The organism is Thermococcus atlanticus, assembly GCF_054657855.1.
Window position 1 is genome coordinate 600203 of record NZ_BAAHXX010000001.1, and the last position, 26735, is coordinate 626937.

The following is a 26735-nucleotide window of genomic DNA, read 5'->3' on the forward strand; positions in this document are numbered from 1 at the left end:
CAAGTGTGCTGTTAAACACGTTCATTTGCCATCACCGGAAAAGGCTTGGAGGAAGTCTTTAAAAGCTTTCCGTAAACGTTCAGTTATACACAAAACTGGGTAATTAAAGGACTCCCCAGTTCATAAGCTGCCGCTTAATCTTCCTGAACTCTCCGGGCGAGCCCCTCACCACAGGATGCCTCGGCACAAAGGGGCACTGTTCTTCGGGTTCGATGCTTATCCCGAACGTCCCTATATTCTTGGCAATTCCCACTATCTCCTCCTTGTCCAGGCCTATGAGGGGCCTCAAAATGGGCAGATCGCTCGCGGTGCTTATTATGAGCAGGTTGTCGAGGGTTTGAGAAGCGACCTGGCCGAGACTGTCTCCCGTGATTATCGCCCTCGCGCCTGTTCGGTGTCCAATCCTGCAGGCCTTCCTCACCATCGTCCACTTGCAGAAGAGGCACGTCCATTTGGCCTTTCCAATCCCTGCCAGCTTCGAAAAAACCGGTGCCTGCTCCTCGTAGGCGTCAACGATTACCGGCTCGTTCAGCCTTCCGTACCTTCCAAGAACCTCGCAGAGCTCAAGAACCTTGGACTCCTTCTTGGAACTCTGCCTGAAGTGGACTGGCGTTACCTCCATCCCTTTCCTGAGCATGAGGTATATTGCCACCGGTGAGTCAATGCCAGAGCTTAAGAGAGCCACTGCCTTCATGATTGAAGAAAAAGGGAAGGGATATATGAAGCTTTCCTCAACTCAGAGTTTAAAACCCATGAGCTGGAGCAGGGCGATGTAGAGGAACCACGCCAGTATTGTGGTGGCTCCTATAAGCTCCGGAATGGCCAGGCCCTTGAAAACTCTCGCCTTCACGAGATAGAGCATCAGGGCGAATGTGAGCACCGCCAGAACGCTCCAGGCGTGGCCTGCTGAAATCCCATTCCGGCCGAGTTTTATTCCGATGATGGCTATGTCCGCCAGTGCGAGGACGTAGAAGAGCACCGCGGCCGGAGCATGGGGCGCGTACTCCTCCGGGAAGACCCCCACGAGGAACAGAAACACCATCGCGAGCGGCATTATATAGGACAGGCCGTTTCTAAAGGCACCGGCCGCCGCGATAAAAGCAATAGCCGCGAAGGCCATCAGGAAGCCGTTGAAGTAGTAGTTCACCGGGTTCCTTGTTGAACCCATGTCGCTCAGGGCGTTTCCCGTTAAGGAGAACCAGGGGTTGGCATGGATAACCAGGGCCAGGCCGAGGATAAAGATTACCGGAAGGGAAAGGCTGATGTACGCGGAGAGCTTAGCAAAATCCATTTTATCACCTCAGCATTCCCTTCGCTTTGGTTCCTCCCCAAAGACGGCTTTGTAAATCTTCCTGAACTCCTCCCAGGAGCCTCTTATGACGGGGTGCTTTGGTATGAAAGGAATCCCGTCCTCTGGGAGGGTTGAGAGCTCAAACGTGCCTATCTCCTTCGCTATCCCAACTATCTCCTCCTTGTCGAGCCCCACGAGCGGCCTGTAAATCGGCAAATCGGTTGCCTGACTGACGATGTACATGTTCTCAAGCGTCTGGCTGGCGACCTGTCCGAGGGAATCGCCCATGACGATGCCCTTCGCCCCGAACTCCCTCGCAATTCTATCGGCGTGCCTCACCATCATGTACTTGCAGAAAACGCAGGTGTATTTGTCTTTCTTCATCTCGCGCAGCTTCTCAATTATTTTCTCGCGCTCTTTGGGCTTGACGACTATCAGCTCTCCCTTTCCTCCATAGTGGTACTTCTTGAGCTGGTTCCAGATTTTTCTCACCTTTTCGAGGGTTTTCTCACCCATGTAGATGTGGACGGGAATGACCTCAACGCCGCGCTTCATCATGAGGAAAGCCGCCACCGGCGAGTCTATGCCGCCGCTCAGCAAAGCCACCACCTTTCCCTGGGTGCCGATGGGGAGGCCGCCCCATGCCCTGACCTTATCAACGAAGACGTATGCCTTACCCTCCATCAGCTCGACGCCGACCTCGATGTCGTAGTCGTGCAGGTTTACCTCGCTCTCCTCGTTCTCAAGGATGTACTCTCCCACCTTTGCCTGAATTTCCGGGCTCTTGAGGGGAAATTCCTTGGTGATTCTCCTCGCGGTGATTCTAAAGCGAGGTCTCTCAAGGTTCAGCTCGCGCTTCTTTCTCCTGAAGAGCTTGAGGGCGGTCTTGTTTATTTTCTCCATATCGCCCTCTACTTCCATCGCCGGGGAGAGCGACACTATCCCGAAAACGCGCGTGAGAACGTCAGCTGCTTCTCTCGCCTTATCGGTCTTCACCAGAATCCGCCCGTGCCTCGCTTCGATCCCTGTGAAATCCACGCCCTCACTCACGAGCGCCTCCCTGATGTTGTTCATGAGTATGCTCTCGAACCATCTCCTCGTATGTCTCGACTTGGTTCCTATCTCGCCGTATCGCACTATTACAACGCTGAGCATTGCCATCACCCGGATATATGCGGGAATTTTATGACTATCTCCACGTACTTCTGTATGACAGCGTACAGCGTTATGGAGGCCAGGTAGGAGGATAGCAGGATGAGCTCGTTCATCTCGAAGATGTGGAGTGCTATCTCCTTTGCCCTGGGCGAGTAGTCCACGACCGCCTGCATGTATTTCCTTTTCAAAAGCTGGTTCAGCTGGATTGAGAACACCATGAGCAGAACCCCGACTAAGCCCCACATCTTGCCAAGTGCCAGCATCAGGAAGAGCGTGGAGGCGAGTATTATCCAGCCCCCTATCAGACCAAGCAGTATGACAAACTCTATCACGGTCTCACCGCAGTTCTTTAATCCCCCCTCCTAAAAACGTTTCTGGTCTGAGGTCCATATCGCCGGCAATCTTTTGAGCTGTCTCAGCAGCATCCGGGGATCACACGGATATCAGGACATCCTCAACACCCTTTCTCCTCCTGCGGGGCTTTATCTCCTCTGCGGGATAGCCAACCGTTATCAGCCCCGCCAGGCGGTACTCATCCCCGAGTCCTGCCATTTTTCTGAGCTCCCTTTCTATTCCATCAAAGCATGCCACTCCGATGTAGCATGTGCCGAGACCGAGCTCAACGGCTTTGAGCATTAAATTTTCAATTGCCATGGCGGCGCTTTCAAGCGCCCAGCAGAACTCCAGATGGCTGTATTTTTCGGCTTTGAGGGCTTTGATGTTTTCATTTATGAAAACTCCCAGATACAGAGGTGCCCTGTACATTCCCCCTTCCAGCCTGCCTATCAGCTTCTGAATTTTCTCTTCGGATAGTCCCCTTTCGCGGAAATATTCAACGTGTCCTTCAATTAGAAGGCGGTGTATTTTCTCCGTGGCTTCCGTGCTCTCATATGCGACAAAAAGCCAGTTCTCCAGCCCGCTTGCAGTTGGGGCCCTTATGGCAGCTTTGATTAGTTCTTTCAGAGCATCCCCGGAAATTGGGACGTCGGAATAATACCTGACAGAGCTTCTCATCTGAATGACCTCATCGAGTTCCATGGTATCACCATCCAGACCTCTGCCCGGGGTTTAATTAACCTTTTCAGAACCAAAGGTTGAAATTACCTACCGTCTATAGTCCGATAATGAACAGCTCCATAATCTTTAGGCCAGCTTATCCTAACGGCACCTGAGATTAAGCCCAAAGGTTTATTATCTATCCCGGATACTTATCTCAGGTGAGAACATGCACGGATGGAGAGGTAGAATAGGTCTGATAGTTCCCTCCTCAAACACCACGATGGAGATGGAGCTTTTTTCGGCTCTGCCGGAGGGTGTGTCGCTGCACACGGCAAGAATGCCGCTAAGAAATGTGAATGAAGAGGAGCTTGTGAAGATGAGTGCGCTGGCGGTCGATAGCGCCAAGCTCCTCAGAGACGCCGATGTTGATATAATCCTCTACGGATGCACGAGCGGTTCTTTCATCGGCGGCAGGGACTTTGAGAAGGAGCTTGAGGCGAGAATAGAGGGCGAGGTAAATATCCCTGTTGTAACGACGTCAACCGCCGTTATAGAGGCACTGAAAATACTCGATGCCAGAGATATACTGGTCATTACCCCATACACCGACGAGATAAACTCCCGCGAGAGGGAGTTCCTTGAGGCAAACGAGTTCAACGTGCTCGATATAAGGGGGCTCGGGATTGAGGAGAATACGAAAATCGGCAGGCTTGAGCCCTATGAGGCATACCGTCTCGCGAAGGCCACATTCATGGACGAAGCGGATGCACTCTTCATCAGCTGCACGAATCTCAGGACATTTGAGATAATAGAGATGCTGGAGGAGGATCTCGGAATCCCGGTTGTTACCAGCAATCAGGCGTCGCTGTGGCTAACACTGAGGGAGCTTGATGTGATGGAGAAAATACCGGGCCTCGGACGGCTCTTCATGGAATTTTAACTTTTCCCACTTCCGAAATTCTTTTAAGCTGTTTTGCCATCTCCCATCCAGACATTTAATACTCACCAAGGGTGATATAGATGGAGCTGCTGGAAAGGGCCAGGGAGCTGAGCATATACACGGCCTACAACATAAACGTCGATGCGATAGTGTACCTGAAGGGGGAGCACATCACAAAGCTCGTGAATGAATTTGGAGAGAACGCCATCAGAAAAAGGATGGATGAGTATCCGAGGGAGGTCAGTGAGCCGCTGGATTTTGTCGCCCGGCTCATCCTCGCACTTAAGACCGGGAAACCGATGGCAGTCCCGCTTGTGAATGAAGAGCTCCACACATGGTTTGATTCTCACTTTAAATATGATGTCGAGAGAATGGGGGGGCAGGCAGGGATAATAAGCAACCTGCTGGCGAGTCTGGACTTCCGGAGGGTTATAGTTTATTCTCCGACCATGGCCGAGAAGCAGGCGAGGATGTTCGTCGACAGACCCAACCTCCACTATCCTGTAGTTGAAGGGAGCAGGCTCGTGTTTAAGCACCCCTATAATGCATACCGCGAGAATGACCCGATAAAGATCAACCGCATTTTTGAGTTCAGAAAGGGGACGAGGTTTAAACTCGGCAGTGAGCTGATAGAGGTTCCCTTCTCCGGCAGATTCATCCTCTCATCCCGCTTTGAGAGCATAAAGATTGAGACCCGGGACGAGCTGAGGCCGTTCCTTCCCGAGATTGGTGAAATGGTTGATGGGGCAATACTCTCCGGTTATCAGGGCATAAAGCTGCGCTATTCCGATGGGAAGGATGCCAACCACTACCTGAAAAGGGCCAAAGAGGACATAATGCTTCTGAAGAGGAACAAAAACGTCAGGGTCCACCTTGAGTTTGCCTCGATTCAAAACCGCGAGCTTAGAAAGAAGGTGATTTACAACCTCTTCCCTCTCGTCGACAGCGTTGGGATGGATGAATCCGAAATAGCCCATGTTTTGAACGCCCTCGGATACCCCGAGCTTGCTGACAGGATATTCACCTACAATCGCATAGAGGACACTGTCCTGGGCGGAAAGATACTCATAGATGAAATGAACCTTGAGGTTCTCCAGATACACACCATTTACTACATCATGTATATAACCCACAAAGACAACCCGCTGAGCGAGGAAGAACTCCGCTCTTCCCTTGAAGTGGCAACGACACTCGCGGCGGCAAGGGCGAAGCTGGGAGGTATCAGGAGACCGGAGGACTTCAGGGAAGGGCTGACGGTTCCCTACAATGAGAGGGGCGAATTCGTCAAACTCCGGTTTGAAGAGGCAAAGAGGAGAACGCGGGAGTACAAGGTCGTCATAATCCCGACGAGGCTCGTTAAGAACCCTGTCTCCACTGTGGGTCTCGGTGACACAATTTCGGCAGGTGCTTTCACGAGCTATCTGGCGATGCTGAGGGAGAAGGGCTGTTTTGTATAGGGTAGGAAGTGTAACATTCGTTAGTTTTTGTTTTCCGTAATTTTTAGGAAATAGTTTTTGGAGTTTATTCTTGAGTAGTGTGGTGGTCTCCGGTATGTGGGGTTTTAAGCCCGAATGGGGGACTGAAAACGGAAGATGTGGGGCCCCGAAAGCCACCCCATGAAACCACGAGGGTGGAAGGTTATCCGCTACGATTATTTCAAAAGTTCCAAAAGTAGCGGACAACCAGAATGGAAGCTCTGATTGGTACGGTATGGTGTACCGAATCTTTATAAACATTGGTACACTATATCGTGCCGTTCTCTACTCCATCAGCCCTTCAATCAGCCTTGCCCTCTCCTGCGCCCTCTTGAGGTGCTCAACCGTGACCTTTGTGTAAATCTGCGTTGTTGAGAGGTTTGAATGCCCTAAGATTTCCTGTATAACCCTTATGTCCACGCCGTTTTCGAGCATGTGCGTGGCAAAGCTGTGGCGGAGCATGTGAGGGGTGACCTTGATACCCGCTTTACCCCCGTATTTTCTGAGGATGTACCACACTGTCTTGGGGGAAATCCTGTCCTTTTTTTCCCTCCTCTCCTCGACGAGCAGGTACTCACTTCCATCTTCCCTCATGGCGAGGTAGGCCTTTATCTCCTCGATTATGGGTCCGGGAAGCGGAACCATTCTGTCCTTGGCTCCTTTTCCGCCTCTAACCGTTATTATTCCCCTTTCAAAATCTATGTCCCGCAGTTTCAGGTTGCACAGCTCGCTAACCCGCAGACCCGTGCCGTAGAGAAGGAGGACTATGAGCCTGTCGCGTTTTTTCAGGGGAGAGATAACGCTCAAAAGCTTTCTCATCTCCTCCTTTGTCAGGGCTTTTGGCAGGCTCCTGGGAACCCTCGGGGGTCTGAGCTTTTCTGCCTCATCATCAAGCCCCTCAAAGCGGAAGTACGAGCGCAGGGCCTGCACGACAAGGTTCAGGCTTTTGTTTGAATAGCCATTCCTCTTGAGCTTCGCCAGAAAGCGGAGGGCGGAGCGGGAATCCAGTCCATGCCCATCTTCAAGATAGCGCCTCACATAGTAGGAGTACATTCTAACCGTGTTCTGGCTCTTCCCCTCAAGCTCCAGATACATCTGAAATTCCTCAAGGTCGCTCATGCATCACAGCCCTCTGAGGAGCTTTTCTATATCCTCTTCCTCCGCGGGTTCTTCAGGTGTTTCGGGGGAAGGTGGTCTGGGCTTTTCTCTGATTGCCAAGCTCAGATAGACGGTCTTGAGGAGATCCTCGACAAGCTTTCTGCTCTCGGCGTAGATATATCCCTGCCCCACTATGACCTTTCCTCCAAGACCGAGCTTTTCAACCGCTTCTCCTATGTAGCTTTCGTCCGGCAGCTCTTCGGCCGGAAACAGGCTCTTCCAGACCTCTTCGACCCTGTAGGTGTTTACCCGCCCTTCCAGAAGTTTTCTGAGCTCGCTGTTCTCATTTAACAGCTGCTCATTCTGACTTTTCAGCTCTTCACAGCTCTTCTCAAGGCTTCTGTATGCCTTTTCAAGCTCCTCATGATCCCTGAGAAGTCCCTCATACCTGCCTTTCAGGTCGAGGAGCTGGTTCCTCATCCCCATGTATTCCGGAAGTATCTGGAGGCTCTTTAGACCTGCCCTCACGAGGGTGTTCTTGAGCTCCTTCCTGACGAGCTCCACATCGACGTGCTCAAGGTCGTGGCCGAGGGGGAGCTTCATCCTCTCAACGTGGCCCACCATTTCGCTGAGCTCAGCATAGAGCCTCTCAGCCAGGTCCCTTCCAACCCTGTCGGCATCCGTTGCTATGATGAGCAGATCCGCTCCGGCAGCCGCACTTTTTGCTATCTCAATGTTGGTCGTTGGAATTATCGAGGAGATGGTAATGCTGTACTCGCTTCCCAGAGCGAGACCCTGAAGGGCTTTGCTTACAACCTCAACATCGCTCGCGCCTTCAACCAGAATCCTTACATCAACTATGGTCATTTCATTCACCCAAATCTAAGTTGAGGCCGGAGTTTAAAAATTCTCCCTCAGCTCTATTCGGAGGTTTGGATTTTCGATTACCACCTCTCCACCTGGAAGAAGGGATATACTCATGGCGTGGACTTCAACGCCTGCCTTTTCAGCCTCGATAAGAAGCCGGACTATCTCGGGGTCGCCCCTTTTGTAGGGCCGGAATTTCTCAACGCCAGGTAAGGCCCCTATGAAGAAAATCATAGCCCTCTTTCCATTTTTTGACAGCTCTATCAGCTCCCTGATGTGCTTCTGCCCCCTAATGGAAGGGCAGTCTGGATACATCGCGTACTCGCCCTTATCCCCTCCGCGGAGAACGGCGCTCTTCATCTCAGCGTATATCTCGCCGGTAGGGCACTCGAAAAGGTAATCGAGCCTTGATTTTCCAACGATTATTTCTTTCCTCTTTATCCTGCAGTTTTTAAGCCATGGAACCAGGCCGAGCTCCAAAGCCCTCTCGAAGGCTTTGGCTTGAGTCCGCGTGTCTATCACAGCCCCTCTCCCGTCCAAATCCTCGAAGGCAACGAGAACAAAGTCCGTCTTCCCGCCGCTCTTGGGTGTACAGAATGCTTTCCTGCCCGGAATCATGAACTCCTCCAAGCGACCTGTGTTGGTCACCAGAGCTTTTCTCTCTTCACCATCAACCTCGACCAGCGCCACGAAGCGGTTGAGCCTTTTGAGGAAGGTGCAGGGAATCACAGTAAGCTCCAGTAAGATGTACATAACCCAACTTCAAAACATGAAAATATAAGCTTTTGGAATCATTAGCTGGGATGTCCATCCATTTCGAAAATTTTATATCCTGTTACAGGATAATCCAGTTGGTGGATATAAATGCGGTTCTACAACAGGGAAAACGAGATAGGGTCCCTGAGGAGAGCCCTGAAAATGTCAAGATCCAGGCTTGTTGTCGTGACTATAACCGGGCGCCGGCGTGTTGGAAAAACACGGCTGGTGCGAGATTTCTTTGACAAAAATGATGTTAAATACCTGGATTTTTTCATTCCAGTCAAAAGCGAAAAGCTAATCCTGGAAGACTTTTCCCGGGAAATGAGGGCAAAGCTGGGCTATTCCCCCAGATTTGAGACCTTCTCGGAGATGTTTGAGTATTTGAAGCTGGTCGAGGTTGAAGCCATCTTCTTTGACGAGTTTCAGAACGTGCTTCGGGTAAATCCCTCTATAGCGTTCGATCTTCAGTGGTTCATTGACCAGAACGGAGATAAGCCTCTTCTACTGATACTATCTGGTTCGTATCTGGGAATGATGAAGAGATTAATGATGTCCCGAAAGGCTCCCCTCTACGGCAGAAGCACCCTCTTCATACAGCTACAACCCCTGAGACCAAAATGGGTTTTCAGGATGCTCAGAGACCTCGGAGTCGAGGATCCAACCTCACAGATTGAGTTCTACGGCATTTTCGGTGGAGTCCCCAAATACTACGAACTGCTTGAGGTTTTCGAAACCAAGAAACCCCTAGACATTATTGTAAATGCAGTTCGGTACTCCGCAATTCTCTCGGCAGAGGGAGAAGGACTTCTGATGGATGAGTTTGGAAAAGCCTACAGAACTTATTTCTCCATCCTTGAAGCGATAGCATCAGGAAAAAACAGGCTTGTTGAGATTGCCAACGCCGTTGGGATGAAAGCAGGCAGCATCACCAAATACCTTGAAGCCTTGGAAGACTACTACGGGATAATAACCCGCGAAAGGCCACTCCTTGGTGGCAGGCGGTCGAGGTACGTAATCAGCGACTATTTTCTCAACTTCTGGTTCAGCATGATAGAACCAAACCGCCGACACATTGAGACAGGCGATTTTAATGCGTTCAGGAGAAACATTGAAAGAAGATTTCCTGAGTTTTTTGGACGGGTCTTCGAGAGAGTTGTGGAAGATGTACTTCACGACTTAAACGGAAGCTTCATCACATTTGACTTGATTGGCCCGCACTGGGGACGAAACTATGAAATAGACCTTGTTGCAGTCAATAGCGAAGACAAAACCGCCACGTTCATAGAAACGAAATGGAAGTCCAACGTTGATGGACCGAGGGAGATGGGCAGGCTCATCACAAAGTCACACAACCTCCCGTGGAGGGGAGAAAAGCGTTACTTCCTCATAGCAAAGAGCTTCCGCAGGGAGTGTGATGGCTGTATCACCGTTGAGGAACTGCTGGAACACCTAAAACCTTAAATATCCCGGCCGTGACCATTTAGATGGAAATCTAAACGGAAGGTGATGAAGATGGTGGACTACGAGCTTCTCAAAAAAATAGTTGAAGCCCCCGGCGTTTCCGGGTACGAGTTCCTTGGCGTCAGGGACGTTGTTGTGGAGGCCTTCAAGCCCTACGTTGACGAGATTAAGGTTGACAAGCTCGGCAACGTCATAGCCCACAAGAAGGGCAAGGGCCCGAAGGTCATGCTGGCGGCACACATGGATCAGATCGGCCTCATGGTGACCCACATCGAGAAGAACGGGTTCTTGAGAGTTGCACCGGTCGGAGGCGTTGACCCAAGAACCCTAATAGCCCAGCGCTTCAAGGTCTGGATTGGTAAGGAGAAGTTCATCTACGGCGTCGGCGGCTCGGTTCCGCCCCACATCCAGAAGCCGGAGGAGAGAAACAAGGCCCCGACCTGGGAGCAGGTCTTCATAGACATAGGCGCCGAGAGCAGGGAAGAGGCCGAGGAGATGGGCGTCAAGGTCGGCACGATAATAACATGGGACGGTCGCTTGGAGCGCCTTGGGAAGCACCGCTTGGTGAGCATAGCCTTCGACGACAGGATAGCCGTTTACACCCTCGTCAAGGCCGCCCAGGAGCTTGGAGAGACCGACGCGGATATATACTTCGTGGCAACGGTTCAGGAGGAGGTCGGCCTTCGCGGAGCTAGGGTTTCCGCCTTCGGTATAGACCCAGACTACGGCTTCGCCATAGACGTTACAATAGCAGCGGACGTTCCGGGAACGCCCGAGCACAAGCAGGTCACCCAGCTCGGCAAGGGAACCGCCATAAAGATAATGGACCGCTCCGTCATCTGCCACCCGACGATTGTGAGGTGGATGGAGGAGCTAGCAAAGAAGCACGAGATTCCGTACCAGTGGGACATCCTCCTCGGCGGAGGGACAGATGCCGGAGCAATACATCTGAACAAGGCCGGTGTTCCTACCGGTGCGATAAGCGTTCCAGCGCGCTACATTCACTCCAACGCTGAGGTGGTCGACGAGCGCGATGTCGACGCCGGTGTCAAGCTGATGGTCAAGGTTCTTGAGGAGATACCTAGGTTCAGGATTTGATTTCCTTCTCCTCTTTTTCCAGGACTTCATGGTGGGCGGGTTCTTTCTCCCATCTGTAGAGGAAGTATGCCAGCCCTACGAAAATCCCCGCAACCATGAACGGCCATTTTGAGGGCAATGGAAGGCCTCTGTGCCACCTGTAGAGAAGAAGATTCTGGTAGAAGAACATATAGCTGAACCACGCCAGCAGCAGCGCCCAGATTGCATGCTCGATGATTTTCCTATCCCTTTCCTCCATTTTATCCACCCTGAGGAGAAGTTAAAAGCAAGGCATTAAAACTCTTTCCCATGGGAGCGCATGCGGATGGGGAACAGCGGGGAAAAGTTAAAAGCGGGGCACTGCACTATATCCAGGAGTGAGAGCATGAGCGAGTACTTCCCCTATGAAAGGCTCCGCCCCCATCAGGAGGAGTTCATAAAACTGGTTGATGATGCCGTCCGGAAGGGCGAGAACCTTGTGATTGAGGCACCTACGGGATTCGGAAAGACGGTGAGCGTCCTGGCCGGGGTTCTGCCCTATGCAAAGAGCCTCGGCTATAAGGTTCTCTATCTGGCGAGAACGCACAAGCAGATGGACAGGGTCATAGAGGAGCTGAAGGCCATAAATCAAAAGGAGCCCGTGAGGGGTGTCGGTCTCAGGAGCAGGAAAGACCTCTGCCTCCATCAGTATATTCAAACATTCTCACCGGATGCATACAACGCGATGATAGTCTGCAAAAACCTGAAGAAGCTGAATAAATGTCCCTACTACGAGAACGTCAGGAAGAGGAAGGAGGAGTTTGAAGAGGTGGCGGAGTACTTCCTCAACAATCCGGGAGAGCCCCTGGAGCTGATACATCACGCCGAGCTGCTCGAATTCTGCCCCTACGAGCTGACAAGAAAGGTGGCATTTAAGGCGGATGTAATTGTTGCGAGCTACCTCTACATGATAAGCCCTGCCATAAGGGATAACTTCCTCAGGTACTTTGACCTCGATTACTCAGACCTTATCGTGATATTCGATGAGGCCCACAACCTGCCTGATCAGGCAATCTCCGCACTGAGCGACAGGCTGAGCATCCATAGCGTTTCGAGGGCGATAAAGGAGGCCGAGGATTACAACGAGCATGAGATAGCGAACTTCATAAGCATCTTCATGAAGGGGCTCGAAGACCTCTATGAGGAGAAGCTCAGGGACAGGGCTGTGGAGGAGGTGCCGGTTGCACCGGAGAGCATATTTCAGCATGTTTCGAGGATTCTCAATCTGGACGGAAGGTACCTCGTGAAGTTCCTTAACGAGATGGTTGAGGTCGGGGACGCCATCAGGGAGGATAAAATTGAGAAGAACAAGCCTCCGCGGAGCTATGTTGGGAGGGTGGGTGAGTTTCTCCTTGAGTGGCTCGGCACCATTGGGAGGGACGATTATCTCTTTCTGATGAGCCGGGAGCGGGGCTTTTCCCTTGAGCTCGTTGCCCTTGATCCATCAAAGGCACTTGAGTTCGTTAGAAACGTGCAGTCGGCGATATTTATGTCCGGAACTTTAACGCCCCTTGACGCCTTCAGGGACGTCATGGGGCTTGAAGCGGGGCTGAAGAAGTTCCCGAGGATGGTGAGGAGGGAGAATGCCATCGTGCTCGTGGCCAGGGATGTCTCGACCAGAGGGGAGGAGCGCTCTCTGGAGATGTACAGGAAGATAAACGAGTACATCGTTGAGGCGGCGAGGCTGATTCCGAAGAATGTGGGCGTTTTTACGGCCTCCTATGAGGTTCTTCAGGGGCTGCTCTCGGCAAACCTGAGCGTCATGATCGAGGAGGAAGTCGGGAAGAGGGTCTATGTCGAAAAGAGGGGGGCGAGTTCAAAGGAAAATGACCTCCTCGTGAAGGCATTTAAGGAGGAATCCAAGGGCGATGGGGCAATCCTCCTCGGTGTCATGGGAGGCAGGAACAGTGAGGGGCAGGATTACAGCGGCGATGAGATGAACGGAGTGATTCTCGTCGGAATTCCATATGCGAGGCCAACGCCGAGGGTTCAGGCCCAGATAAGGTACTTCGAAAAGAAGTTTCCAGGTAAGGGCAGATACTACGGCTATTATCTCCCTGCCCACAGAAAGCTCGCTCAGGCTGCTGGAAGGGTTCACAGGGGTAGCGAGGAGAGGGGGGCGGTTATAGGTCTTGATTACAGGATACTGTGGAGATCCGTCAGAAAAGACCTGCCGGACTGGATGGTGGATTCGATGAGGCCGGTCGACCTCGGGAGGATGAGGTTATACCTGAGAAGGTTCTGGAGCTGAGGAATTCATTTAAGGGCCGGGAATGAGAAATCCAAGCCCCTCTTGACATCTCCAGCAGGAACCGGAGTCTAAGGTACATTGGGAAGGATTCTCATTTTATCTTATTTAACTTTCAAGGCTGCTTCCTGGTAAAACCCGTATTTGAACCGATAGATGCTCACCACCTTACTCCTGGATTCTTTTTCGATTATCCCCATGTCTAAAAGGGTTTCAAGCGTGTTAACGACGCTGACTTCCGTTAATCCAGATAGCCTTGCAAGTGATGATGGCCTGGAAACACCCTCACCCATGGCGTTTAAGAGCGCTATCACTTTTCTTTGATACTCCCTTTGTGGGCGCAAACTGACAAAACTCCTGAGTTCACTCATTGCCCTCTTAACAGCTTCTTCACGGGCGTTTCTAAGGGCTTTCCTGTGAGTCAGCCCGTCAACCCTCCCCCTTCCATAAGATGAGAGGTAACCTGGAAAACCGCCGAGTTCAACGGAGGCCTCCTGAAGCTCTTCAACGGAAAAATCTACGTTCCCTGCAGCGAGGAAACCCTTTTCCAAAAACTCAACTCCAGTTTGAACCTCCCAGGGCTCAATGTCCACCCGTAATGGAGCACGTCCGTATAGATAATCATCGTATTCAGGATTCAGAAGCTTCTTGAATAGCCCCATAGCAGAGCCCGTAAAGATTATTGTAGGCCGTTTCTCGGCGAGAACATTATGAAGCCTCCATAGTGCGGCAAGGAGCTTGTTTCTTTCCGTCCGTACGTCCTGAACTTCATCCCATACGAGAAGAGTTCCTTCTGGAAGAACCTTCATAATTTCGTCAAATAGAGCCGCGGGATTTTTGGGGACTATGGGAATATTTTCATTCCTTTCGAGAACCGCTTCAAAGAACTTGATGCCTAAGGAGACCCTCTTAAGTCTGAGTTTATCCGCATGGGCCAAGCTCATGACGTCCAGCCCGAATCTCTCCACGAACTCGGTAAAGTTCCGGATGCCTGCAAAGTTTGAATAGATCACGGGCTTACCCGTTGCAGACGAGTAATGGGTGGCAAACGCCCTTGCGAGACTGGTCTTCCCAACGGCCCTTGGCCCTATGATTGCCACCCACCGTTTCTTTTCGATAACAAGCCGGCGCAACCTGGAAACTTCCTTTTCCCTGCCGTACAACTCCTCAACTCTTATTATGGGAGTTTCCGGAAAGGGCTCCATCATCTCACCACATTTTTTAAGATTAAAAAATCTCATATTTAAGCGTTTTGGAAGCTTTGAACGGAGAGTAACGGCAAAGGAAATGCCAACTATACAGGGCTTTGTCATGTCCGGAAAACCTGGGTAATATTTAACATAAATGGACATAAACAATATTAAAGATAAGGAACGAAACTCCTAAATACGTCCACGCCCTACTGGAGCAGGTGGTATCATTGCAGAGCAACGTCAACTTAGACGCTCTCCTTGAGAAGATGAAGGCGGAGTTAGAGCGGGTAAAGAACCCCGTAAACGCGGAGAAAATTCTGAAGTGCGCGGAAGCCATTAAACCGCTGATTGAGGAGAGAGACTAGAGCATTATTATTGGGAATATAAGCGGCACAAAGAATGTAGCACCATCATAGGGGGCAGCAAAAGAAGAATGGAAAGAACGAAAGGGAGATGTTCTATTATCCGCACTCATAATAATTGGTGGTGTAGGATTTTTTCTTGGGCTTATATTAGAGGGTAATGGCGTTCTTGGAGGCATGTTATGGGGAATAAAGATTGGATTTATCACAGTCCCGTTTTTAGCTTTGATTTTATATTATCTAAGGGCCAAACATTGTAAACAAGAAGCCGAGAGAACAAAAGAGCAAGCAACAGAATATCTCAAGCTTAAAAATGAATTTAATTCTCTCCTCGACAATAAATTACACGAACATTCTCTTAGCTACGACGAATGTGCTGAAGAGTACAAAAAACTTGAAAAAACTATGTCATCATTGGAATATCTCTACAAACCATTAATTCAGGGGCTAGAACATCTTTCAACAGGTAATTTTTCTGAGGCTTCCGAGAAATTTAAGTTTGCAAAATTTGCACTTGAGCACATTATTAATTCTGAAATAGTATACCGAGAATACAGAATATTCAATTCAAAAGAACCAGAATGGAGATACAACGAAATACTTGAGGAGAAGATACCAAAAGTCCTCGACTTTGCCGCCCGGGCCTGCGACGCCCTCTATCTCGGAGATGTCGAGAAGATGCGCGAACTCCTCAGAGAAGCAAGAGAAATGCTCGACGAGCGCGATAAATTCGTCATCGGCGACGTGAAGTTCTTCAAGTACCTCTTCGAGTTCCACTACTTCCTGCTCAAAACGGTAGTTGAGGCCTACGAGGCTGAGGTGGGAGCAGTTTCAAAACTCGCCACCGAGCAGGCCGAGCGCCTCGCGGAGGCGAAGCCCGTTGAAGTGCCCGAGACAGTCGAGAAGGTTGCAATTTCAGCCGAGGAACCCGAGAGGGAACTTTACAGGGGCGAGGTAAGGTTCAAGAGGGGTGCGATGAGCCAGGAAAGGACGGGAACGCTCGTTATAACAAACAAGCGATTGAAGCTAACCGGCAAGTACAGGCTGAGGGGTCACGTTGCTACCGTTGCTGTTAAAGCGGCTTTGAGAGCGGCTGGAGTCGGAGAGGTTTACGAGGAATTCCCGCTGAGCGAAATAAGTTTCCTCGAACTGAAGAAGGCTATTCTCGGAGGTTACTACATTGAATTCAAGGCGAGGGGCAAGAAGTTCACCCTCTACACCGACGCGGCACAGCACATCTACGACCTCCTGAGACAGTACGGCGCCGAGGGCCTCTGAGCCCCTTATTTTTCTTCCAGACAAGGTCTTAACCAAAGTTTTTTCTTTCAAACCTGCAGGAACCAAAGCGTGCAATCTAAACTTTGCCCGTGAAGAGGGTTGACTTTAAAATAGGCCATTAATCAGTCTGGCGTCCAAAGGACGCCTTGTTGTGAGTGAAACCATGCAAAACTGGCAGTTGAAAAGTAAACCACTTGGAAAACAAGCAATTTTAGAAAAACACTTAACCTTCCGCCAGCGCTGAAGCTTTTGAGAAAATTCTCAGCGTTAAACACTTAGATAATTAGAAACCACTTGAAAATCGCCATCCAAGAGGGAGCTACAAACTTTGATGAAACTTTTCACCAGAAAAGTTTCTTATGGTGCCGGGGCGGGGCTTTGAACCCCGGACCTCTCGGTTTCTCAGGCTCCCCCTAAGGGGAGCGGCCCTATGAGCCGAGCGCTCTGACCAGGCTGAGCTACCCCGGCAGACCCGCTTATACCTTTCAAAGCCCATTTTTAAATCTTTCGTTGCCATGGTCTGATGGAATGAGCAACCCTCCAGCAAATAAACATAATTATAATCCTGCATACATCCTCTCGAACATCTTCCTCTTCAGCTCTTTTCCCTCGTAGAGACCTATTACGCTGCCCGTGAGCAAACCCCCGAGGTGCGCATACGCATTCACACCGGGAAATATGCTGTTGATTGCGAATAGTATGAAGGCGTTTAAAACTGCAGCCGCCATGTTGCCTCCCATTATGCCCGTGGCCATTATGAGCACTCCGACAACCCCGAAGACGGCTCCGCTCGCCCCTGCGCTTATCGTATAGGGCGGCAGGAACAGCAGGGTGAGCAGATTGCCCGCAAGTCCCGAAATCAGATATGTAATGAGGAGGACTTTCCCTCCGAAGAGGTTCTCCAGCTGCGAGCCGAGCTGGTAGAGGAAGAACATGTTGAGGGCTATATGGAGGATTCCCACATGGACGAACATGGCGGTTATGAGCTGCCACCATGCCCCGTGGAGGACATAGTAATTTACCTGACCCAGTTTTGCGAGCACAGCTGTGTTTATCCATACAAAGCTTCCGCTCATAAAGACCTCAAGCAGATACATGGCGATGTTCAGAGCCACAAGAACTGAAGTTATCCTTCCGTGCTTCACTTCTTCCCCAACTCCTCAAGGATTAAATCCAGCAGGTATCTATCGTTAACTGCTATTATGTTGGTTTTCTTGGCGGCATCGAAGTCAAGCCTGAGCTCTTCCCCATTTTCATCTGTCACAATGGCACCGGCTTCCCTCGCTATTATAACGCCGGCCGATATATCCGTGGGCCTCACATAGTTCCTTATGTCGAGAACACCGTCAAGGGCACCCTTTGCAAGATATGTTAGCTCCACAGCCACGGCTCCAAGCACCCTGACCCTCTTGACCCTCCGTATTATCCCGTATCCTCTGCCACGGGTGTAGAAGCTCAAAGCTTCTTTTCCCCTGACAGGCTTTCTGACATGGATTGGATTGCTGTTCATATACGCCCCTTCCCCGGGAATTCCCTCATAAACGCTTTTCGTTGCAAACTCGTATATCATGGCATATACTGGCTTCTCGTTCTTAAACACGGCAAAGCTGAAGGCGAATATCGGTATTCCAGCGGCGAAGTTGTAAGAGCCATCTATGGGGTCTATGATGGCGGTGTATTCGCTTCCCCTGTCTATGTTTCCAACCTCCTCGCTCACTATGTTGATATTCAGGGGGGAGAGATAGCCCAGAACTATGTCCTCTGCCACCTTATCCACGAATTTCGTTACATCTCCACTCACATTCATCCCAACTTTCTGGCCGGCTTTTGCCGTGCCGAAAATGGGCATGACCTGTCTCTCGACCTCCTTCGCCATGCCCAAAGCAATTTCATTCCACTCCATTTTCATTTTCAGGCCCCCATAAGCATTCTCAAAAGATTTCTCGTCCCCGGGGCGAAGCCGAGGATAAATATAACCATCTTCATGAAGTTTGCCATCTCCCTTTCCTCCTCGCTTTCAATGACCTGCTCAAGCAGGTAAACCACGAGGAATATCACGGCGAATTTGAGGGCATACATGCTCGCTGCGGTTCCGGTGTGCTCTATGAGAAACCTGGCAAGGACGTGCTGCTCCCAGTAGCCCATAAACTGTATGCCCACAAACGTGCTGGTGGCGTCATAAAAGTGTGCATAGAAAAGCAGGCTGTTATCTCTGATTAGAGCGAATTTCTTTGAGAGAACCCAGATGAACGATTCCGCAACTATAACTGCCGGGACAAAGTAATAAAGTGTCTTCCATACAAAATGCACCTTACCCAGATTGAGCAGGAGGATAAAAACATCGAGTCCAACGAGCAGCCAGCCTATGTCCCTGTACAGAGGATAGAACTTTTCCCCGCTCCCGCAGTTTCTCCACACGATGTAAAGCGAGGTAAGGGCAATTGCGGCTATGACGAAGTATATCCCGGGGGTTACCGTGAGGTATGTTCTCGGATAGATAAGGGCATCTGTCATAGCCCTTGTGAGCGGGCCGAGGATTATGTAGGGGATTAGAGCTTTGAAGAATCTCTCGTCAAATTTAATTCCAATCTTCTTCAGCCTTCTGTAGAGCAGAATTGCCATGATGCCAAGGATCACGGCGTAGGTGAGGGTATTCACGATATTGTATCCCTCGTTGGCCTGTATCGGTTTGATGAAATATTCGTAAAACCACTGCCAGAGGCTCATCGTACCACCACACTGAATAGTTCCGATAGTCTTAAAGCTTTTCTTTCCGTATAAAAGTTAAGCCTGTGGGTGATGCTCATGCATTATAACGGAGATAGGCCTGATGGAAGCACGCCTGAGGAAAAGATAATACAGAGGGATTTGGTTAAGGGGAAGAGGTGATGGGAGCCATGCATTTAATGGAACTGCCGAGGGAAGTTCTTCTCGGAGAGGACTTGAAGGGTGAAGTGCTGAATGTTGCCAGACGGCTTAAATTGCCTGAAAAAGCTCTGATTCTCTACGGGCCGAAAACGAGAGAAATCGCGGGTAGAGAGGTGGAGGAAAACCTGAAGAGGGAGTTCGATGTCAGGGGAGTTCTCATAAAGGAAGCAAGCATGGAGGAAGTTGTGAGGGTTGAGCGGAAAATCAGGGAGGAAGGTGCGGGCTGGATCATAGCGGTCGGAGGGGGGAGCATAATTGACGTTGCCAAACTCGCCTCCTTCAGGGCGGATGTTCCCTTCATCAGCTTCCCGACAACAGCATCCCACGACGGCATAGCGAGTGCAAACGCCTCCATAAAAGACCTTGGAATGAAGACATCCATGAAAGCCAGGCCTCCCATAGCGGTGATAGCCGATGTTAAGGTCATAAAAACCGCACCATACCGCTACCTCGCCGCCGGTGTTGGAGATATGATTTCCAACCTGACTGCGGTGAAAGACTGGCAGCTGGCCCATAAAATAAGGGGAGAGTACTACAGCGAGTATGCAGCTTCTCTGTCGCTCATGAGTGCCAAAATGGTGATAAGGAACGCAAATATAATAAGGCTGGGCAACGAGGAGAGCGTCAGGAAAGTTATAAAAGGGCTGATTTCGAGCGGTGTGGCAATGAGTATAGCAGGCTCATCGAGACCTGCGAGCGGTGCTGAACATCTGTTCAGTCATGCCCTCGATGCTATAGCACCAAAACCCGCCCTTCACGGCGAGCAGTGCGGTGTTGGGACTATCATAATGGCCTATCTCCACGGACTTAAGTGGGAGCGCATCAGGGAAACCTTAAAGAAGGTCGGAGCCCCTACAAATGCATATGAGCTGGGTATTGACCCGGAGTACATAGTTGAGGCCCTCACTGTTGCCCATAAAATCCGGCCCGAGCGCTATACAATCCTTGGAAAGGACGGTTTAACACGCGAGGCTGCTGAAAGGGCTGCTAAAATAACAGGGGTCATCTGACAATCATCGTTCATGGAGGTGTTTGAAATGGTAATCACACTGGTTGGGGAAAAGCTGGCTAAACCCGGTATGGAGTTCATCTATTACGGACCTGCTGAGGCCTGTAAAACATGCCGCTTGGCAAGGGTGTGCATAGGAAATTTTGAGCCAGGAAGGAGATACAAGGTTGTCAGGGTAAGGAACATGGAGCATTCGTGTCCCCTCCACGAAGGAAAAATGAGGGTTGTTGAGGTGGTCGAACCCGCCATAGAGGTGGCCCTCGACCCCCGGGTTGTCATAGTCGGATCAAAGATAAAGCTGAATTTTGTCCAGTGCAGCGACCCGAAGAAAATGGACATTTTTCGGCCTGAAGGCCTCTTTGAAGGCGATACCGTGAAGATACTTGAGGTCACCGGCGAAATAGAGTGCAATGGAAAAAAATACAAAATTGTGCGCGTGATGCGCGAGAAGGAATAGCCGTTGTTATTCCTCCTTTTCCACAAACGCAAGGAACTCCTTCCCTCCAATTTTTATCTTATATGCACGGGCCTCATTTTTCAGGAGCTTTTCAATTGCTTTTAACCTTCTCTCCCTCCTTCTCAACAGCTCCTGGGCCTCCTCCACAGTTACCGCTCTAAACCTCAGCTTTCCTCCCGCTCTCGTCTGGGCAACCCTTGCCACATCAGCCCTCGCGACCACTCCAATTTTTGCATAGCCGCCGGTGGTTTGCCTGTCAGCGAGCATGATTATCGGCTTTCCATTCGCCGGAACCTGAATTGCCCCATGGGGGATTGCATCCGTGATTATGTCAGCTCCCTTTTCGGAGTGCTCTATCCTCGGCCCTTCTAAGCGATACCCCATTCTGTCTGAATTTGGCGTGACCTCGTAGGCAGAGCTCAGAAAGGTCTCAATTCCTTCCTGTGTGAAATGCTCAAGCTGAGGGCCCAAAATCACCCTGATTTCACTTTCATCTGAGTAGCGCGGGATTAATGCTTCAGGTAAAACTTTTCCCTCTTTCCCTGTCAGGATTGCATATCCGAGACTGAGCTTATCCCCCTGCTTCAGGGCCCTCCCGAGCTTTGCCCTCAGGTACGTGGAGCAGCTCCCAAGGATTTTTTCGCAGTTAATTCCTCCGGCGAATGCTATGTATCCATAAACACCGCTCTTTAGGGTTCCTATCTCAAGAACATCTCCACGCCTGGCCCAGTGACTCTGCCAGGGTTCAATTGGGGTTCCGTTTAACTTTACATCAACATCTCCAGCAACTGCAAAAACCGCTGATGAGTGGAATCTTATCGTAGGGCCTTTTAGGACAAATTCGATTAGAGGTGCGTTGTCATGATTTCCAACCAGATAGTTGGCCAGGCGTGCGCTCACCTCATCCATTACTCCGCTGACAGGGATTCCAAACTTCTGGTAGCAGTATCTTCCAAGGTCTTGTATTGTAGTGAGGGAGGGAACATTAATGAGCTCAATCATTTCTGTTCGCCCCCGTAGATTTCCCGGAACTCCTCCTCACTTACCGGCACGAACCTGATGTAGTCTCCGGGCTGTAACAGAGTTGGCGGGTCTTTCTCCGGCATGAAAAGCCTCAACGGTGTTCTCCCAATCAGTCTCCATCCGCCGGGGCTTTCCATGGGATAAATACCTGTCTGCTTTCCAGCTATGCCAACACTCCCTGCGGGCACCTTCAGACGCGGCCTCTCCAGTCTCGGTGTTGCTATGCGTTCATCCATGCCGCCAAGATATGCAAATCCCGGCGTAAATCCGAGCATATACACGCGGTAGAGCGGCTTTGAGTGAATCTCGATAACGTCATCAACGGTCAAACCGTTGTGCCGGGCCACAAACTCAATATCCGGCCCGAATTCCCCACCGTACACCGTTGGAATTTCCACGACCCTTTGCTTTTCCTTCTCTGGCTCCGCTGAGAGGAAGGGCTTAATGGCATTCAGGGCTTCTTGATAGCTGAGCTTGAGTGGATTATAATACACATAGATGCTTGTGTAAGTCGGGACAGCCTCAACAAGCCAGTCGGGAGAGGCCTTTTCTATGGCATCGGCAACTGCATGGACTTTTTTGTTAATTTTCTCGTCTATTTTATCACCAAAAATGATAACCAGAGCGGAGTCTCCAGCTGGTTTGAACTGGGGGAACATGGGATCTCACCTGTATCCGGGTTTTAGAATTTTCAAGCCTTCAACTTTTTCAAAATGTTTTGTATTGTAAGTTACCACTGTTAGTCCCTTATGAACTGCAGTTGCAGCAATCAATGCATCAGCCAGGCCAACCTGGTAGTCCCGCCTTATTGCTCCCCCTAGAATGGCAATTTCTTGGGTTAGGGGCACTACCTCAAAATGTGACAAAAATCGGAGAATTTTTTCATGCTTTACAGGATCTTTCGTTTCCCTGCCGGAGAATATTTCTGCCATGCTGATAACTGAAAGAAACAATCCTTCTTTGGATAAATCCAGCAGAAATTCCTTTGACCCCTTAACGCCTCTGAGGATGTCGATTATTATATCGGTGTCAATAAGATACATTTCTATCCCACTCTTTTCTCAGTTTTCTGGCGTCAATGCCTTCACTGAGTATTCCAAATACTTCCTCCAAATCCCTTTCAAAATCCTTGATTATCATCAGCTTAACTTTTTTTGGGGCTTTTACCTTTTTTAGAGGTCTAAACACCCCATTTTCATAAACTGCCTCTATCACACCCATCTTCCTCCCCATTTTATGTTATTGTTGATGCTTAAATAATTTCCTTCATCGGCACAATCCTGACTCCCGCCTCCTCTAGGCGTTTTTTGATGTATGCCGCTATCTCAAGAGCCTTTGGATTGTCGCCGTGGACGCAAATTGTATCAGCTTTAAGCTCAACCCACTCGCCGTTGATGGCTTTAACTCCACCGTCCTTAACCATTGAAATAACCCTTTCGGCTATAAGATCCTTATCGTGAATTACCGCACCTTCCCTGCTCCTTGGAACCAAGGTTCCATCAGGGTTGTATGCCCTGTCAGCAAAGACCTCGTGGGCAACTCTAAGCCCCATCTCCTCGGCAATCTCTAATGGCTTTGAGATTGAAAGTCCCACGAAAATGAGCCCCCTGTCGAAATCGGCAATCCCCTCAAGGACTCCCCTCGCGAGCTCCTCGTCCTTCACAAGGGCGTTGTAGAGAGCTCCATGGGGTTTAACATGCTGCAGGGTTAAGCCTTCAGCTTTAACAAACGCATATAAAGCTCCGAGCTGGTAGAGAATGTAGTCCCTCGCTTCCTCCCTTGTTATCTTCATGTATCTCCTCCCAAAGCCGAGCAGGTCTGGATAGCCCGGGTGAGCACCCACCTCAACGCCGTTTTCCTTTGCGAGCTTTACTGTTCTCTTCATTACCAGCGGGTCTCCAGCGTGCCAGCCGCAGGCAACGTTGGCTGAGGTGATGTATTTCATAACCTCCTCGTCCATGCCGAGCTTATACCTCCCGAAGCTTTCGCCGAGATCAGAATTGAGGTCAACTTTCACAATGATCACCATGGTATTGTAGTAGTTATAGATTTAAAAATTTTCAGGAAATAAATGTAACTGGTTACTTTACATAATTAAACAATAATTGAAAAGATATTCATAGAATACATGGTATTATCAAAAGATTCGTTAATAGGATCTTACTAATCTCAGGAAATTTTGAAAATAAATTGACGAAAAATATATATTTTAAGAAATATATTTACATATAAAAATCTATGGGGGCAGATCGATGCCAGCTTCAATTGTTTCTTTATGGTTTGGAATTCCTGTGGTGTATGTTGCATTAGCCCTGGTATACTTTTTCCTTAGCAAAGACGAGGAGGGAGAATGATGGATGTAATCGTAGCGTCTTTTGTAATTTATTTGGTAGCAATGATTGCAATAGGAATCTTGACGTACAGGATTGGCAGTGAATCCATAGAGGGATATTTTCTTGGGAAAAGACGCTTTGGGCCATTTACAATTGCATTAACCCATCAAGCAACTGCAATGAGTGGTTACATGTTCCAAGGGATGCCAGGGAAAGGTTATTCACTAGGCTTTGGCAGCGTATGGGTTCCAATGACAAGTGCTGGTGGTCCACTTGTGAACTTTACAATCTTGGGGAAGAGGCTTAGGAGGTTTACTGAAAAAGTGGGTGCAATAACGATCCCAGATTTCTTAGAGGCAAGATACTATGATAGAAATCACTTGGTGAGAATCTTGTCCGTGATTATTATATTCATATTCCTTACAGCATACACTGCCGCACAGACAGTTGCTATGGGTAGAACCCTTGAATTTTTAACAGGCATTCCATATAAGTGGGGTGCGATAATCGGAGCACTTACAGTTCTTATCTATGTGCTCCTTGGGGGCTTTGCGGCAGCAGTTTATACAGATGTCGTACAGGCAGTACTGATGTTCATAGGAGCTGTCGTCGTTCCAGGATTAGCAATAGCAAAAATTGGGGGATTTGGAGTAATGTATGACAAGCTCAACACAATCGATCCTAAGCTTACGAACGTCTGGGTAGCACCAATTACCTTGCTTGGGTTCCTTGCTATTGGATATCTCGGATATCTTGGGCAACCCCAACTCCATGTGAGATTTATGGCAATCAAGAATTCTAAGATGCTGAAATATTCACTTGTCACGGCAGTAGTATGGGCGGCAATTGCACTCTATGGAGTGACTCTTGGAGGCGTTGCCGCGAGAGTTTTAATACCAAATATAAAACCCGAATTATCTCTAATGGCATTAACCAAGGAGATGCTTCCTCCAGTATTTGCTGGGATACTCATAGCAGCAATGGCGGCAGCAATAATGTCTAGTGCAAATTCTTATTTGCTTGTGGTAGCTTCTGCATTGGCTAGGGACATCTATAATAAAATGATAAATCCTAATGCAGACCAAGAAAAGCTTGTATGGATAAGCAGGATTTCGGTACTTGTCGTGAGTCTACTTTCAATATATCTGGCACTTGGAGCTACTGAAACAGTCTTTAAACTTGTTCTCTATGCTTGGGCAGGACTTGCATGTTCTTTTGGTCCAGTGGTTATTCTTGGACTTTATTGGAAGAGAGCTACGAAGGAGGGAGCAATCGCTGGAATGATCGTTGGAGCAGTTACTGTAATTCTGTGGAAGCAACTGGGTCTTAGCTGGCATCCTTGGTACGAGATGATTCCTGGCTTCATATTTTCAATGATTGCAATAATCGTGGTTAGTCTATTAACTAAGGAGCCCCCAAAAGAGATCCAAGAGATAGTTGAGTATGCTGGAGGTAAAAAGCTCATAGTAAAAGGGGGTACTGCAACTCCTGAATTGAAAGTCTTGGCTGAAGTAGTTGATAAAGTCTTCTGATTCTTTTATTATCTTTCTCCATTTATTGAGACTATTTCAATTTCTTCCCCAGTTATGCTGTCTTTGAGAATATATCTTCTGTTATTTTCTTTTTTAGCCCAAAAGAGCTTATAGGTAAAAGTCTGATATTTTAGTTCATAAGTAAATTTCAAATATGCATACTTCCTAAAAAGGAATGACTCTGCTTTCTCTGTTGCAATTTTTAGACTTTCGTCCTCTTTTACACATGGTTTGAGGATCCTAGAGTTCTTTTTATCACAATTGATCTCCTCAAAATCCGGGACAATATCTGCAAGGTACCCTTTTCCATTTATTCCATCTACCATAACGACAATCATGCCTTTTATATCCCCAAATATTTTTCTTTTTACTCTGTATGAGAAGACATATATCCAGAAGGGATAGTATATCTCTCCGGTATAACCTTCTTTGGAAAGTTCATGAGAGTGGAGGGGTTTTATAATTCTTATCTTCATAGAATCTCCCCCTGTTTACTTCAGCTTTTTGGCGAAAGCTTTTGGGCTTCTCGTCACCGGCAGGAGCTCGTAGTCAGCAACGCAGGAATGCTTTGACATGAATTTATGTATGCTTCTTGTTAGGAAATGCATATCCCTTTCAAAAAATCTCAGGAGCACATCATACTTGCCAGCATATTCCGCAATCTCAAATATCCTGTAGTTCCCTTTAGCATCGTTGATGAATCTTTCAATTTCATCGCCTGATGCATTTCGGTTAAATTTAACCAGGACGTCCATGTAGGCCATATGGAGTTCCTGAAGAATCAGGATACCCAGGATCTGGAGGTAGCCCTTTTCCTGCAATGCGAGCCTTCTACGCCTGATTGTTGTTGCCGAAACCCCAAGCCTCTTGGCTATTTCCGTATCGGTCATCCTTCCGTTTTCCCTTAGCAGGAAGTATATTCCAATATCTATGTCACTCAGGATTCCCCTGAAGATGCTTTTCCAGAAATTCAGTTCCTCGATATCCATATCATGATTATGTTTAAATTCTGCGGTCATGGTGTCATCTCCAGACACCCTTGAAACCTTTTCTTTAAAAATTTTGCACCAATACTCCTAAAGGATCTTCAATGCATAAATCGAATCACTAATGTATTTAGAAAATCGACATATTTTTTGAACATCTGCGTATCAATGAACAGAAATTATGATGATTTTTGAACAAAATTTATAAAAACGTTGAATTAAACC

The 26735-nt window shown here is 49.0% G+C and carries 30 protein-coding genes and 1 tRNA gene; 10 read left to right on the plus strand and 21 right to left on the minus strand.

Annotated features, from left to right (window positions below):
• Window positions 1-103: 103 nt before the first annotated feature.
• The 5 genes from ACYQ27_RS03110 to ACYQ27_RS03130 form a co-directional block, all read right to left on the minus strand.
• Window positions 104-694 carry an adenine nucleotide alpha hydrolase family protein gene (locus ACYQ27_RS03110; protein ID WP_456453526.1) on the minus strand — a complete coding sequence of 197 codons (591 nt, stop codon included), beginning with the start codon at window positions 692-694 and terminating at the stop codon, window positions 104-106.
• A 42-nt stretch (window positions 695-736) separates the two neighbouring features.
• Complete coding sequence (locus ACYQ27_RS03115) at window positions 737-1291, minus strand: DUF998 domain-containing protein (protein WP_460040979.1); 555 nt, start codon at window positions 1289-1291, stop codon at window positions 737-739.
• A 9-nt stretch (window positions 1292-1300) separates the two neighbouring features.
• Window positions 1301-2446 carry a tRNA uracil 4-sulfurtransferase ThiI gene (gene thiI / locus ACYQ27_RS03120; protein WP_460041774.1) on the minus strand — a complete coding sequence of 382 codons (1146 nt, stop codon included), beginning with the start codon at window positions 2444-2446 and terminating at the stop codon, window positions 1301-1303.
• A 5-nt stretch (window positions 2447-2451) separates the two neighbouring features.
• Entirely contained in the window at window positions 2452-2778 is a 327-nt protein-coding gene (locus tag ACYQ27_RS03125; protein WP_456394997.1) for a hypothetical protein, read from the minus strand.
• A gap of 100 nt (window positions 2779-2878) precedes the next feature.
• Window positions 2879-3484, minus strand: a complete 606-nt coding sequence (locus tag ACYQ27_RS03130) for a nitroreductase family protein (protein WP_460040980.1) — start codon at window positions 3482-3484, stop codon at window positions 2879-2881.
• Window positions 3485-3671: 187 nt separating this feature from the next.
• Between ACYQ27_RS03130 and ACYQ27_RS03135 the strand changes: the two genes are divergently transcribed.
• On the plus strand, window positions 3672-4385 hold the full coding sequence (locus ACYQ27_RS03135; protein ID WP_456452822.1) for a maleate cis-trans isomerase family protein: 714 nt from the start codon (window positions 3672-3674) through the stop codon (window positions 4383-4385).
• A gap of 80 nt (window positions 4386-4465) precedes the next feature.
• A complete protein-coding gene (gene pfkC, locus ACYQ27_RS03140; protein ID WP_456452824.1) occupies window positions 4466-5842 on the plus strand; it encodes an ADP-specific phosphofructokinase in 1377 nt (458 codons plus the stop codon).
• Window positions 5843-6145: 303 nt separating this feature from the next.
• Here pfkC and xerA read toward each other — a convergent pair whose 3' ends face one another.
• Genes xerA through sfsA form a run of 3 tightly spaced genes read right to left on the minus strand, consistent with a single transcriptional unit; the run spans window position 6146 to window position 8578 of the window.
• Complete coding sequence (gene xerA, locus ACYQ27_RS03145) at window positions 6146-6979, minus strand: site-specific tyrosine recombinase/integron integrase (protein ID WP_456452826.1); 834 nt, start codon at window positions 6977-6979, stop codon at window positions 6146-6148.
• Window positions 6980-6982: 3 nt separating this feature from the next.
• The gene (locus ACYQ27_RS03150; protein WP_456395008.1) at window positions 6983-7825 is read right to left on the minus strand and encodes a toprim domain-containing protein; all 843 of its coding nucleotides are present in this window, start codon (window positions 7823-7825) and stop codon (window positions 6983-6985) included.
• Between the two features lie 33 nt (window positions 7826-7858).
• Complete coding sequence (sfsA, locus tag ACYQ27_RS03155) at window positions 7859-8578, minus strand: DNA/RNA nuclease SfsA (RefSeq protein WP_456452828.1); 720 nt, start codon at window positions 8576-8578, stop codon at window positions 7859-7861.
• Between the two features lie 111 nt (window positions 8579-8689).
• On the opposite strand from sfsA, the gene ACYQ27_RS03160 reads away from it, so the two are divergent.
• Window positions 8690-10045 (plus strand): ATP-binding protein, encoded by a 1356-nt coding sequence (locus tag ACYQ27_RS03160; RefSeq protein ID WP_456452830.1) that lies wholly within the window; start codon window positions 8690-8692, stop codon window positions 10043-10045.
• Between the two features lie 51 nt (window positions 10046-10096).
• Complete coding sequence (locus ACYQ27_RS03165) at window positions 10097-11143, plus strand: M42 family metallopeptidase (protein ID WP_460041775.1); 1047 nt, start codon at window positions 10097-10099, stop codon at window positions 11141-11143.
• On the opposite strand, the gene ACYQ27_RS03170 is transcribed toward ACYQ27_RS03165, so the two are convergent.
• Window positions 11133-11381 (minus strand): hypothetical protein, encoded by a 249-nt coding sequence (locus ACYQ27_RS03170; RefSeq protein ID WP_460041776.1) that lies wholly within the window; start codon window positions 11379-11381, stop codon window positions 11133-11135. The two genes, ACYQ27_RS03165 and ACYQ27_RS03170, sit on opposite strands and share 11 nt — an antisense overlap.
• Window positions 11382-11507: 126 nt before the next feature.
• Between ACYQ27_RS03170 and ACYQ27_RS03175 the strand changes: the two genes are divergently transcribed.
• Window positions 11508-13412 carry a helicase C-terminal domain-containing protein gene (locus ACYQ27_RS03175; protein WP_460040981.1) on the plus strand — a complete coding sequence of 635 codons (1905 nt, stop codon included), beginning with the start codon at window positions 11508-11510 and terminating at the stop codon, window positions 13410-13412.
• A gap of 101 nt (window positions 13413-13513) precedes the next feature.
• Here ACYQ27_RS03175 and ACYQ27_RS03180 read toward each other — a convergent pair whose 3' ends face one another.
• Complete coding sequence (locus ACYQ27_RS03180; RefSeq protein ID WP_456452136.1) at window positions 13514-14614, minus strand: AAA family ATPase; 1101 nt, start codon at window positions 14612-14614, stop codon at window positions 13514-13516.
• Window positions 14615-14820: 206 nt separating this feature from the next.
• On the opposite strand from ACYQ27_RS03180, the gene ACYQ27_RS03185 reads away from it, so the two are divergent.
• Window positions 14821-14967 (plus strand): hypothetical protein, encoded by a 147-nt coding sequence (locus ACYQ27_RS03185; RefSeq protein ID WP_460040982.1) that lies wholly within the window; start codon window positions 14821-14823, stop codon window positions 14965-14967.
• 402 nt (window positions 14968-15369) lie between these two features.
• The gene (locus ACYQ27_RS03190) at window positions 15370-16242 is read left to right on the plus strand and encodes a hypothetical protein (protein ID WP_460040983.1); all 873 of its coding nucleotides are present in this window, start codon (window positions 15370-15372) and stop codon (window positions 16240-16242) included.
• A 360-nt stretch (window positions 16243-16602) separates the two neighbouring features.
• Here the strand turns inward: ACYQ27_RS03190 and ACYQ27_RS03195 are convergent.
• The 4 genes from ACYQ27_RS03195 to ACYQ27_RS03210 form a co-directional block, all read right to left on the minus strand.
• A tRNA-Met gene (locus ACYQ27_RS03195) sits at window positions 16603-16710 on the minus strand.
• 89 nt (window positions 16711-16799) lie between these two features.
• Window positions 16800-17387 carry a rhomboid family intramembrane serine protease gene (locus tag ACYQ27_RS03200; RefSeq protein ID WP_456452812.1) on the minus strand — a complete coding sequence of 196 codons (588 nt, stop codon included), beginning with the start codon at window positions 17385-17387 and terminating at the stop codon, window positions 16800-16802.
• Window positions 17384-18151 (minus strand): bifunctional fructose-bisphosphatase/inositol-phosphate phosphatase, encoded by a 768-nt coding sequence (locus ACYQ27_RS03205; protein ID WP_460040984.1) that lies wholly within the window; start codon window positions 18149-18151, stop codon window positions 17384-17386. The genes ACYQ27_RS03200 and ACYQ27_RS03205 overlap by 4 nt, the downstream gene beginning before the upstream one ends.
• 2 nt (window positions 18152-18153) lie before the next feature.
• Entirely contained in the window at window positions 18154-18969 is an 816-nt protein-coding gene (locus tag ACYQ27_RS03210) for a DUF63 family protein (protein ID WP_456394446.1), read from the minus strand.
• Between the two features lie 170 nt (window positions 18970-19139).
• On the opposite strand from ACYQ27_RS03210, the gene ACYQ27_RS03215 reads away from it, so the two are divergent.
• Both ACYQ27_RS03215 and ACYQ27_RS03220 read left to right on the plus strand, forming a co-directional pair.
• Entirely contained in the window at window positions 19140-20180 is a 1041-nt protein-coding gene (locus ACYQ27_RS03215; protein ID WP_460041777.1) for an NAD(P)-dependent glycerol-1-phosphate dehydrogenase, read from the plus strand.
• A 27-nt stretch (window positions 20181-20207) separates the two neighbouring features.
• Window positions 20208-20636 carry a UPF0179 family protein gene (locus ACYQ27_RS03220; protein WP_456394447.1) on the plus strand — a complete coding sequence of 143 codons (429 nt, stop codon included), beginning with the start codon at window positions 20208-20210 and terminating at the stop codon, window positions 20634-20636.
• Window positions 20637-20642: 6 nt separating this feature from the next.
• Here ACYQ27_RS03220 and ACYQ27_RS03225 read toward each other — a convergent pair whose 3' ends face one another.
• From ACYQ27_RS03225 to ACYQ27_RS03245, 5 genes are read right to left on the minus strand one after another with little or no spacing between them, the layout of a single operon-like run.
• Window positions 20643-21638 carry a 5-oxoprolinase subunit C family protein gene (locus ACYQ27_RS03225; protein WP_460040985.1) on the minus strand — a complete coding sequence of 332 codons (996 nt, stop codon included), beginning with the start codon at window positions 21636-21638 and terminating at the stop codon, window positions 20643-20645.
• A complete protein-coding gene (gene pxpB / locus ACYQ27_RS03230; protein WP_460040986.1) occupies window positions 21635-22318 on the minus strand; it encodes a 5-oxoprolinase subunit PxpB in 684 nt (227 codons plus the stop codon). Before pxpB ends, ACYQ27_RS03225 begins: the two co-directional genes overlap by 4 nt.
• A 6-nt stretch (window positions 22319-22324) precedes the next feature.
• The gene (locus ACYQ27_RS03235; RefSeq protein ID WP_456452802.1) at window positions 22325-22702 is read right to left on the minus strand and encodes a type II toxin-antitoxin system VapC family toxin; all 378 of its coding nucleotides are present in this window, start codon (window positions 22700-22702) and stop codon (window positions 22325-22327) included.
• Window positions 22689-22892 carry an antitoxin AF2212-like protein gene (locus ACYQ27_RS03240; RefSeq protein ID WP_456394451.1) on the minus strand — a complete coding sequence of 68 codons (204 nt, stop codon included), beginning with the start codon at window positions 22890-22892 and terminating at the stop codon, window positions 22689-22691. The genes ACYQ27_RS03235 and ACYQ27_RS03240 overlap by 14 nt, the downstream gene beginning before the upstream one ends.
• 19 nt (window positions 22893-22911) lie before the next feature.
• Window positions 22912-23676: a LamB/YcsF family protein gene (locus ACYQ27_RS03245; protein ID WP_460041778.1), complete on the minus strand. Its 765-nt coding sequence runs from the start codon at window positions 23674-23676 to the stop codon at window positions 22912-22914.
• A 333-nt stretch (window positions 23677-24009) separates the two neighbouring features.
• Between ACYQ27_RS03245 and ACYQ27_RS03250 the strand changes: the two genes are divergently transcribed.
• Entirely contained in the window at window positions 24010-25524 is a 1515-nt protein-coding gene (locus ACYQ27_RS03250) for a sodium/proline symporter (protein ID WP_456452800.1), read from the plus strand.
• Window positions 25525-25532: 8 nt separating this feature from the next.
• On the opposite strand, the gene ACYQ27_RS03255 is transcribed toward ACYQ27_RS03250, so the two are convergent.
• A complete protein-coding gene (locus tag ACYQ27_RS03255) occupies window positions 25533-26000 on the minus strand; it encodes a hypothetical protein (protein ID WP_456452798.1) in 468 nt (155 codons plus the stop codon).
• Between the two features lie 15 nt (window positions 26001-26015).
• Window positions 26016-26513: an Lrp/AsnC family transcriptional regulator gene (locus ACYQ27_RS03260; protein WP_460040987.1), complete on the minus strand. Its 498-nt coding sequence runs from the start codon at window positions 26511-26513 to the stop codon at window positions 26016-26018.
• Between the last annotated feature and the right edge of the window lie 222 nt (window positions 26514-26735).

What these genes read in the sequence shown, in the direction of transcription:
- ACYQ27_RS03110 (WP_456453526.1), bottom strand. Translation starts at nt 694, where the DNA reads ATGAAGGCAGTGGCTCTCTTAAGCTCTGGCATTGACTCACCGGTGGCA.
- ACYQ27_RS03115 (WP_460040979.1), bottom strand. Translation starts at nt 1,291, where the DNA reads ATGGATTTTGCTAAGCTCTCCGCGTACATCAGCCTTTCCCTTCCGGTA.
- thiI (WP_460041774.1), bottom strand. Translation starts at nt 2,446, where the DNA reads ATGCTCAGCGTTGTAATAGTGCGATACGGCGAGATAGGAACCAAGTCG.
- ACYQ27_RS03130 (WP_460040980.1), bottom strand. Translation starts at nt 3,484, where the DNA reads ATGGAACTCGATGAGGTCATTCAGATGAGAAGCTCTGTCAGGTATTAT.
- ACYQ27_RS03135 (WP_456452822.1), top strand. Translation starts at nt 3,672, where the DNA reads ATGCACGGATGGAGAGGTAGAATAGGTCTGATAGTTCCCTCCTCAAAC.
- pfkC (WP_456452824.1), top strand. Translation starts at nt 4,466, where the DNA reads ATGGAGCTGCTGGAAAGGGCCAGGGAGCTGAGCATATACACGGCCTAC.
- xerA (WP_456452826.1), bottom strand. Translation starts at nt 6,979, where the DNA reads ATGAGCGACCTTGAGGAATTTCAGATGTATCTGGAGCTTGAGGGGAAG.
- ACYQ27_RS03150 (WP_456395008.1), bottom strand. Translation starts at nt 7,825, where the DNA reads ATGACCATAGTTGATGTAAGGATTCTGGTTGAAGGCGCGAGCGATGTT.
- sfsA (WP_456452828.1), bottom strand. Translation starts at nt 8,578, where the DNA reads ATGTACATCTTACTGGAGCTTACTGTGATTCCCTGCACCTTCCTCAAA.
- ACYQ27_RS03160 (WP_456452830.1), top strand. Translation starts at nt 8,690, where the DNA reads ATGCGGTTCTACAACAGGGAAAACGAGATAGGGTCCCTGAGGAGAGCC.
- ACYQ27_RS03165 (WP_460041775.1), top strand. Translation starts at nt 10,097, where the DNA reads ATGGTGGACTACGAGCTTCTCAAAAAAATAGTTGAAGCCCCCGGCGTT.
- ACYQ27_RS03170 (WP_460041776.1), bottom strand. Translation starts at nt 11,381, where the DNA reads ATGGAGGAAAGGGATAGGAAAATCATCGAGCATGCAATCTGGGCGCTG.
- ACYQ27_RS03175 (WP_460040981.1), top strand. Translation starts at nt 11,508, where the DNA reads ATGAGCGAGTACTTCCCCTATGAAAGGCTCCGCCCCCATCAGGAGGAG.
- ACYQ27_RS03180 (WP_456452136.1), bottom strand. Translation starts at nt 14,614, where the DNA reads ATGGAGCCCTTTCCGGAAACTCCCATAATAAGAGTTGAGGAGTTGTAC.
- ACYQ27_RS03190 (WP_460040983.1), top strand. Translation starts at nt 15,370, where the DNA reads ATGTCATCATTGGAATATCTCTACAAACCATTAATTCAGGGGCTAGAA.
- ACYQ27_RS03205 (WP_460040984.1), bottom strand. Translation starts at nt 18,151, where the DNA reads ATGAAAATGGAGTGGAATGAAATTGCTTTGGGCATGGCGAAGGAGGTC.
- ACYQ27_RS03210 (WP_456394446.1), bottom strand. Translation starts at nt 18,969, where the DNA reads ATGAGCCTCTGGCAGTGGTTTTACGAATATTTCATCAAACCGATACAG.
- ACYQ27_RS03215 (WP_460041777.1), top strand. Translation starts at nt 19,140, where the DNA reads ATGCATTTAATGGAACTGCCGAGGGAAGTTCTTCTCGGAGAGGACTTG.
- ACYQ27_RS03220 (WP_456394447.1), top strand. Translation starts at nt 20,208, where the DNA reads ATGGTAATCACACTGGTTGGGGAAAAGCTGGCTAAACCCGGTATGGAG.
- ACYQ27_RS03225 (WP_460040985.1), bottom strand. Translation starts at nt 21,638, where the DNA reads ATGATTGAGCTCATTAATGTTCCCTCCCTCACTACAATACAAGACCTT.
- pxpB (WP_460040986.1), bottom strand. Translation starts at nt 22,318, where the DNA reads ATGTTCCCCCAGTTCAAACCAGCTGGAGACTCCGCTCTGGTTATCATT.
- ACYQ27_RS03235 (WP_456452802.1), bottom strand. Translation starts at nt 22,702, where the DNA reads ATGTATCTTATTGACACCGATATAATAATCGACATCCTCAGAGGCGTT.
- ACYQ27_RS03240 (WP_456394451.1), bottom strand. Translation starts at nt 22,892, where the DNA reads ATGGGGAGGAAGATGGGTGTGATAGAGGCAGTTTATGAAAATGGGGTG.
- ACYQ27_RS03250 (WP_456452800.1), top strand. Translation starts at nt 24,010, where the DNA reads ATGATGGATGTAATCGTAGCGTCTTTTGTAATTTATTTGGTAGCAATG.
- ACYQ27_RS03255 (WP_456452798.1), bottom strand. Translation starts at nt 26,000, where the DNA reads ATGAAGATAAGAATTATAAAACCCCTCCACTCTCATGAACTTTCCAAA.
- ACYQ27_RS03260 (WP_460040987.1), bottom strand. Translation starts at nt 26,513, where the DNA reads ATGGATATCGAGGAACTGAATTTCTGGAAAAGCATCTTCAGGGGAATC.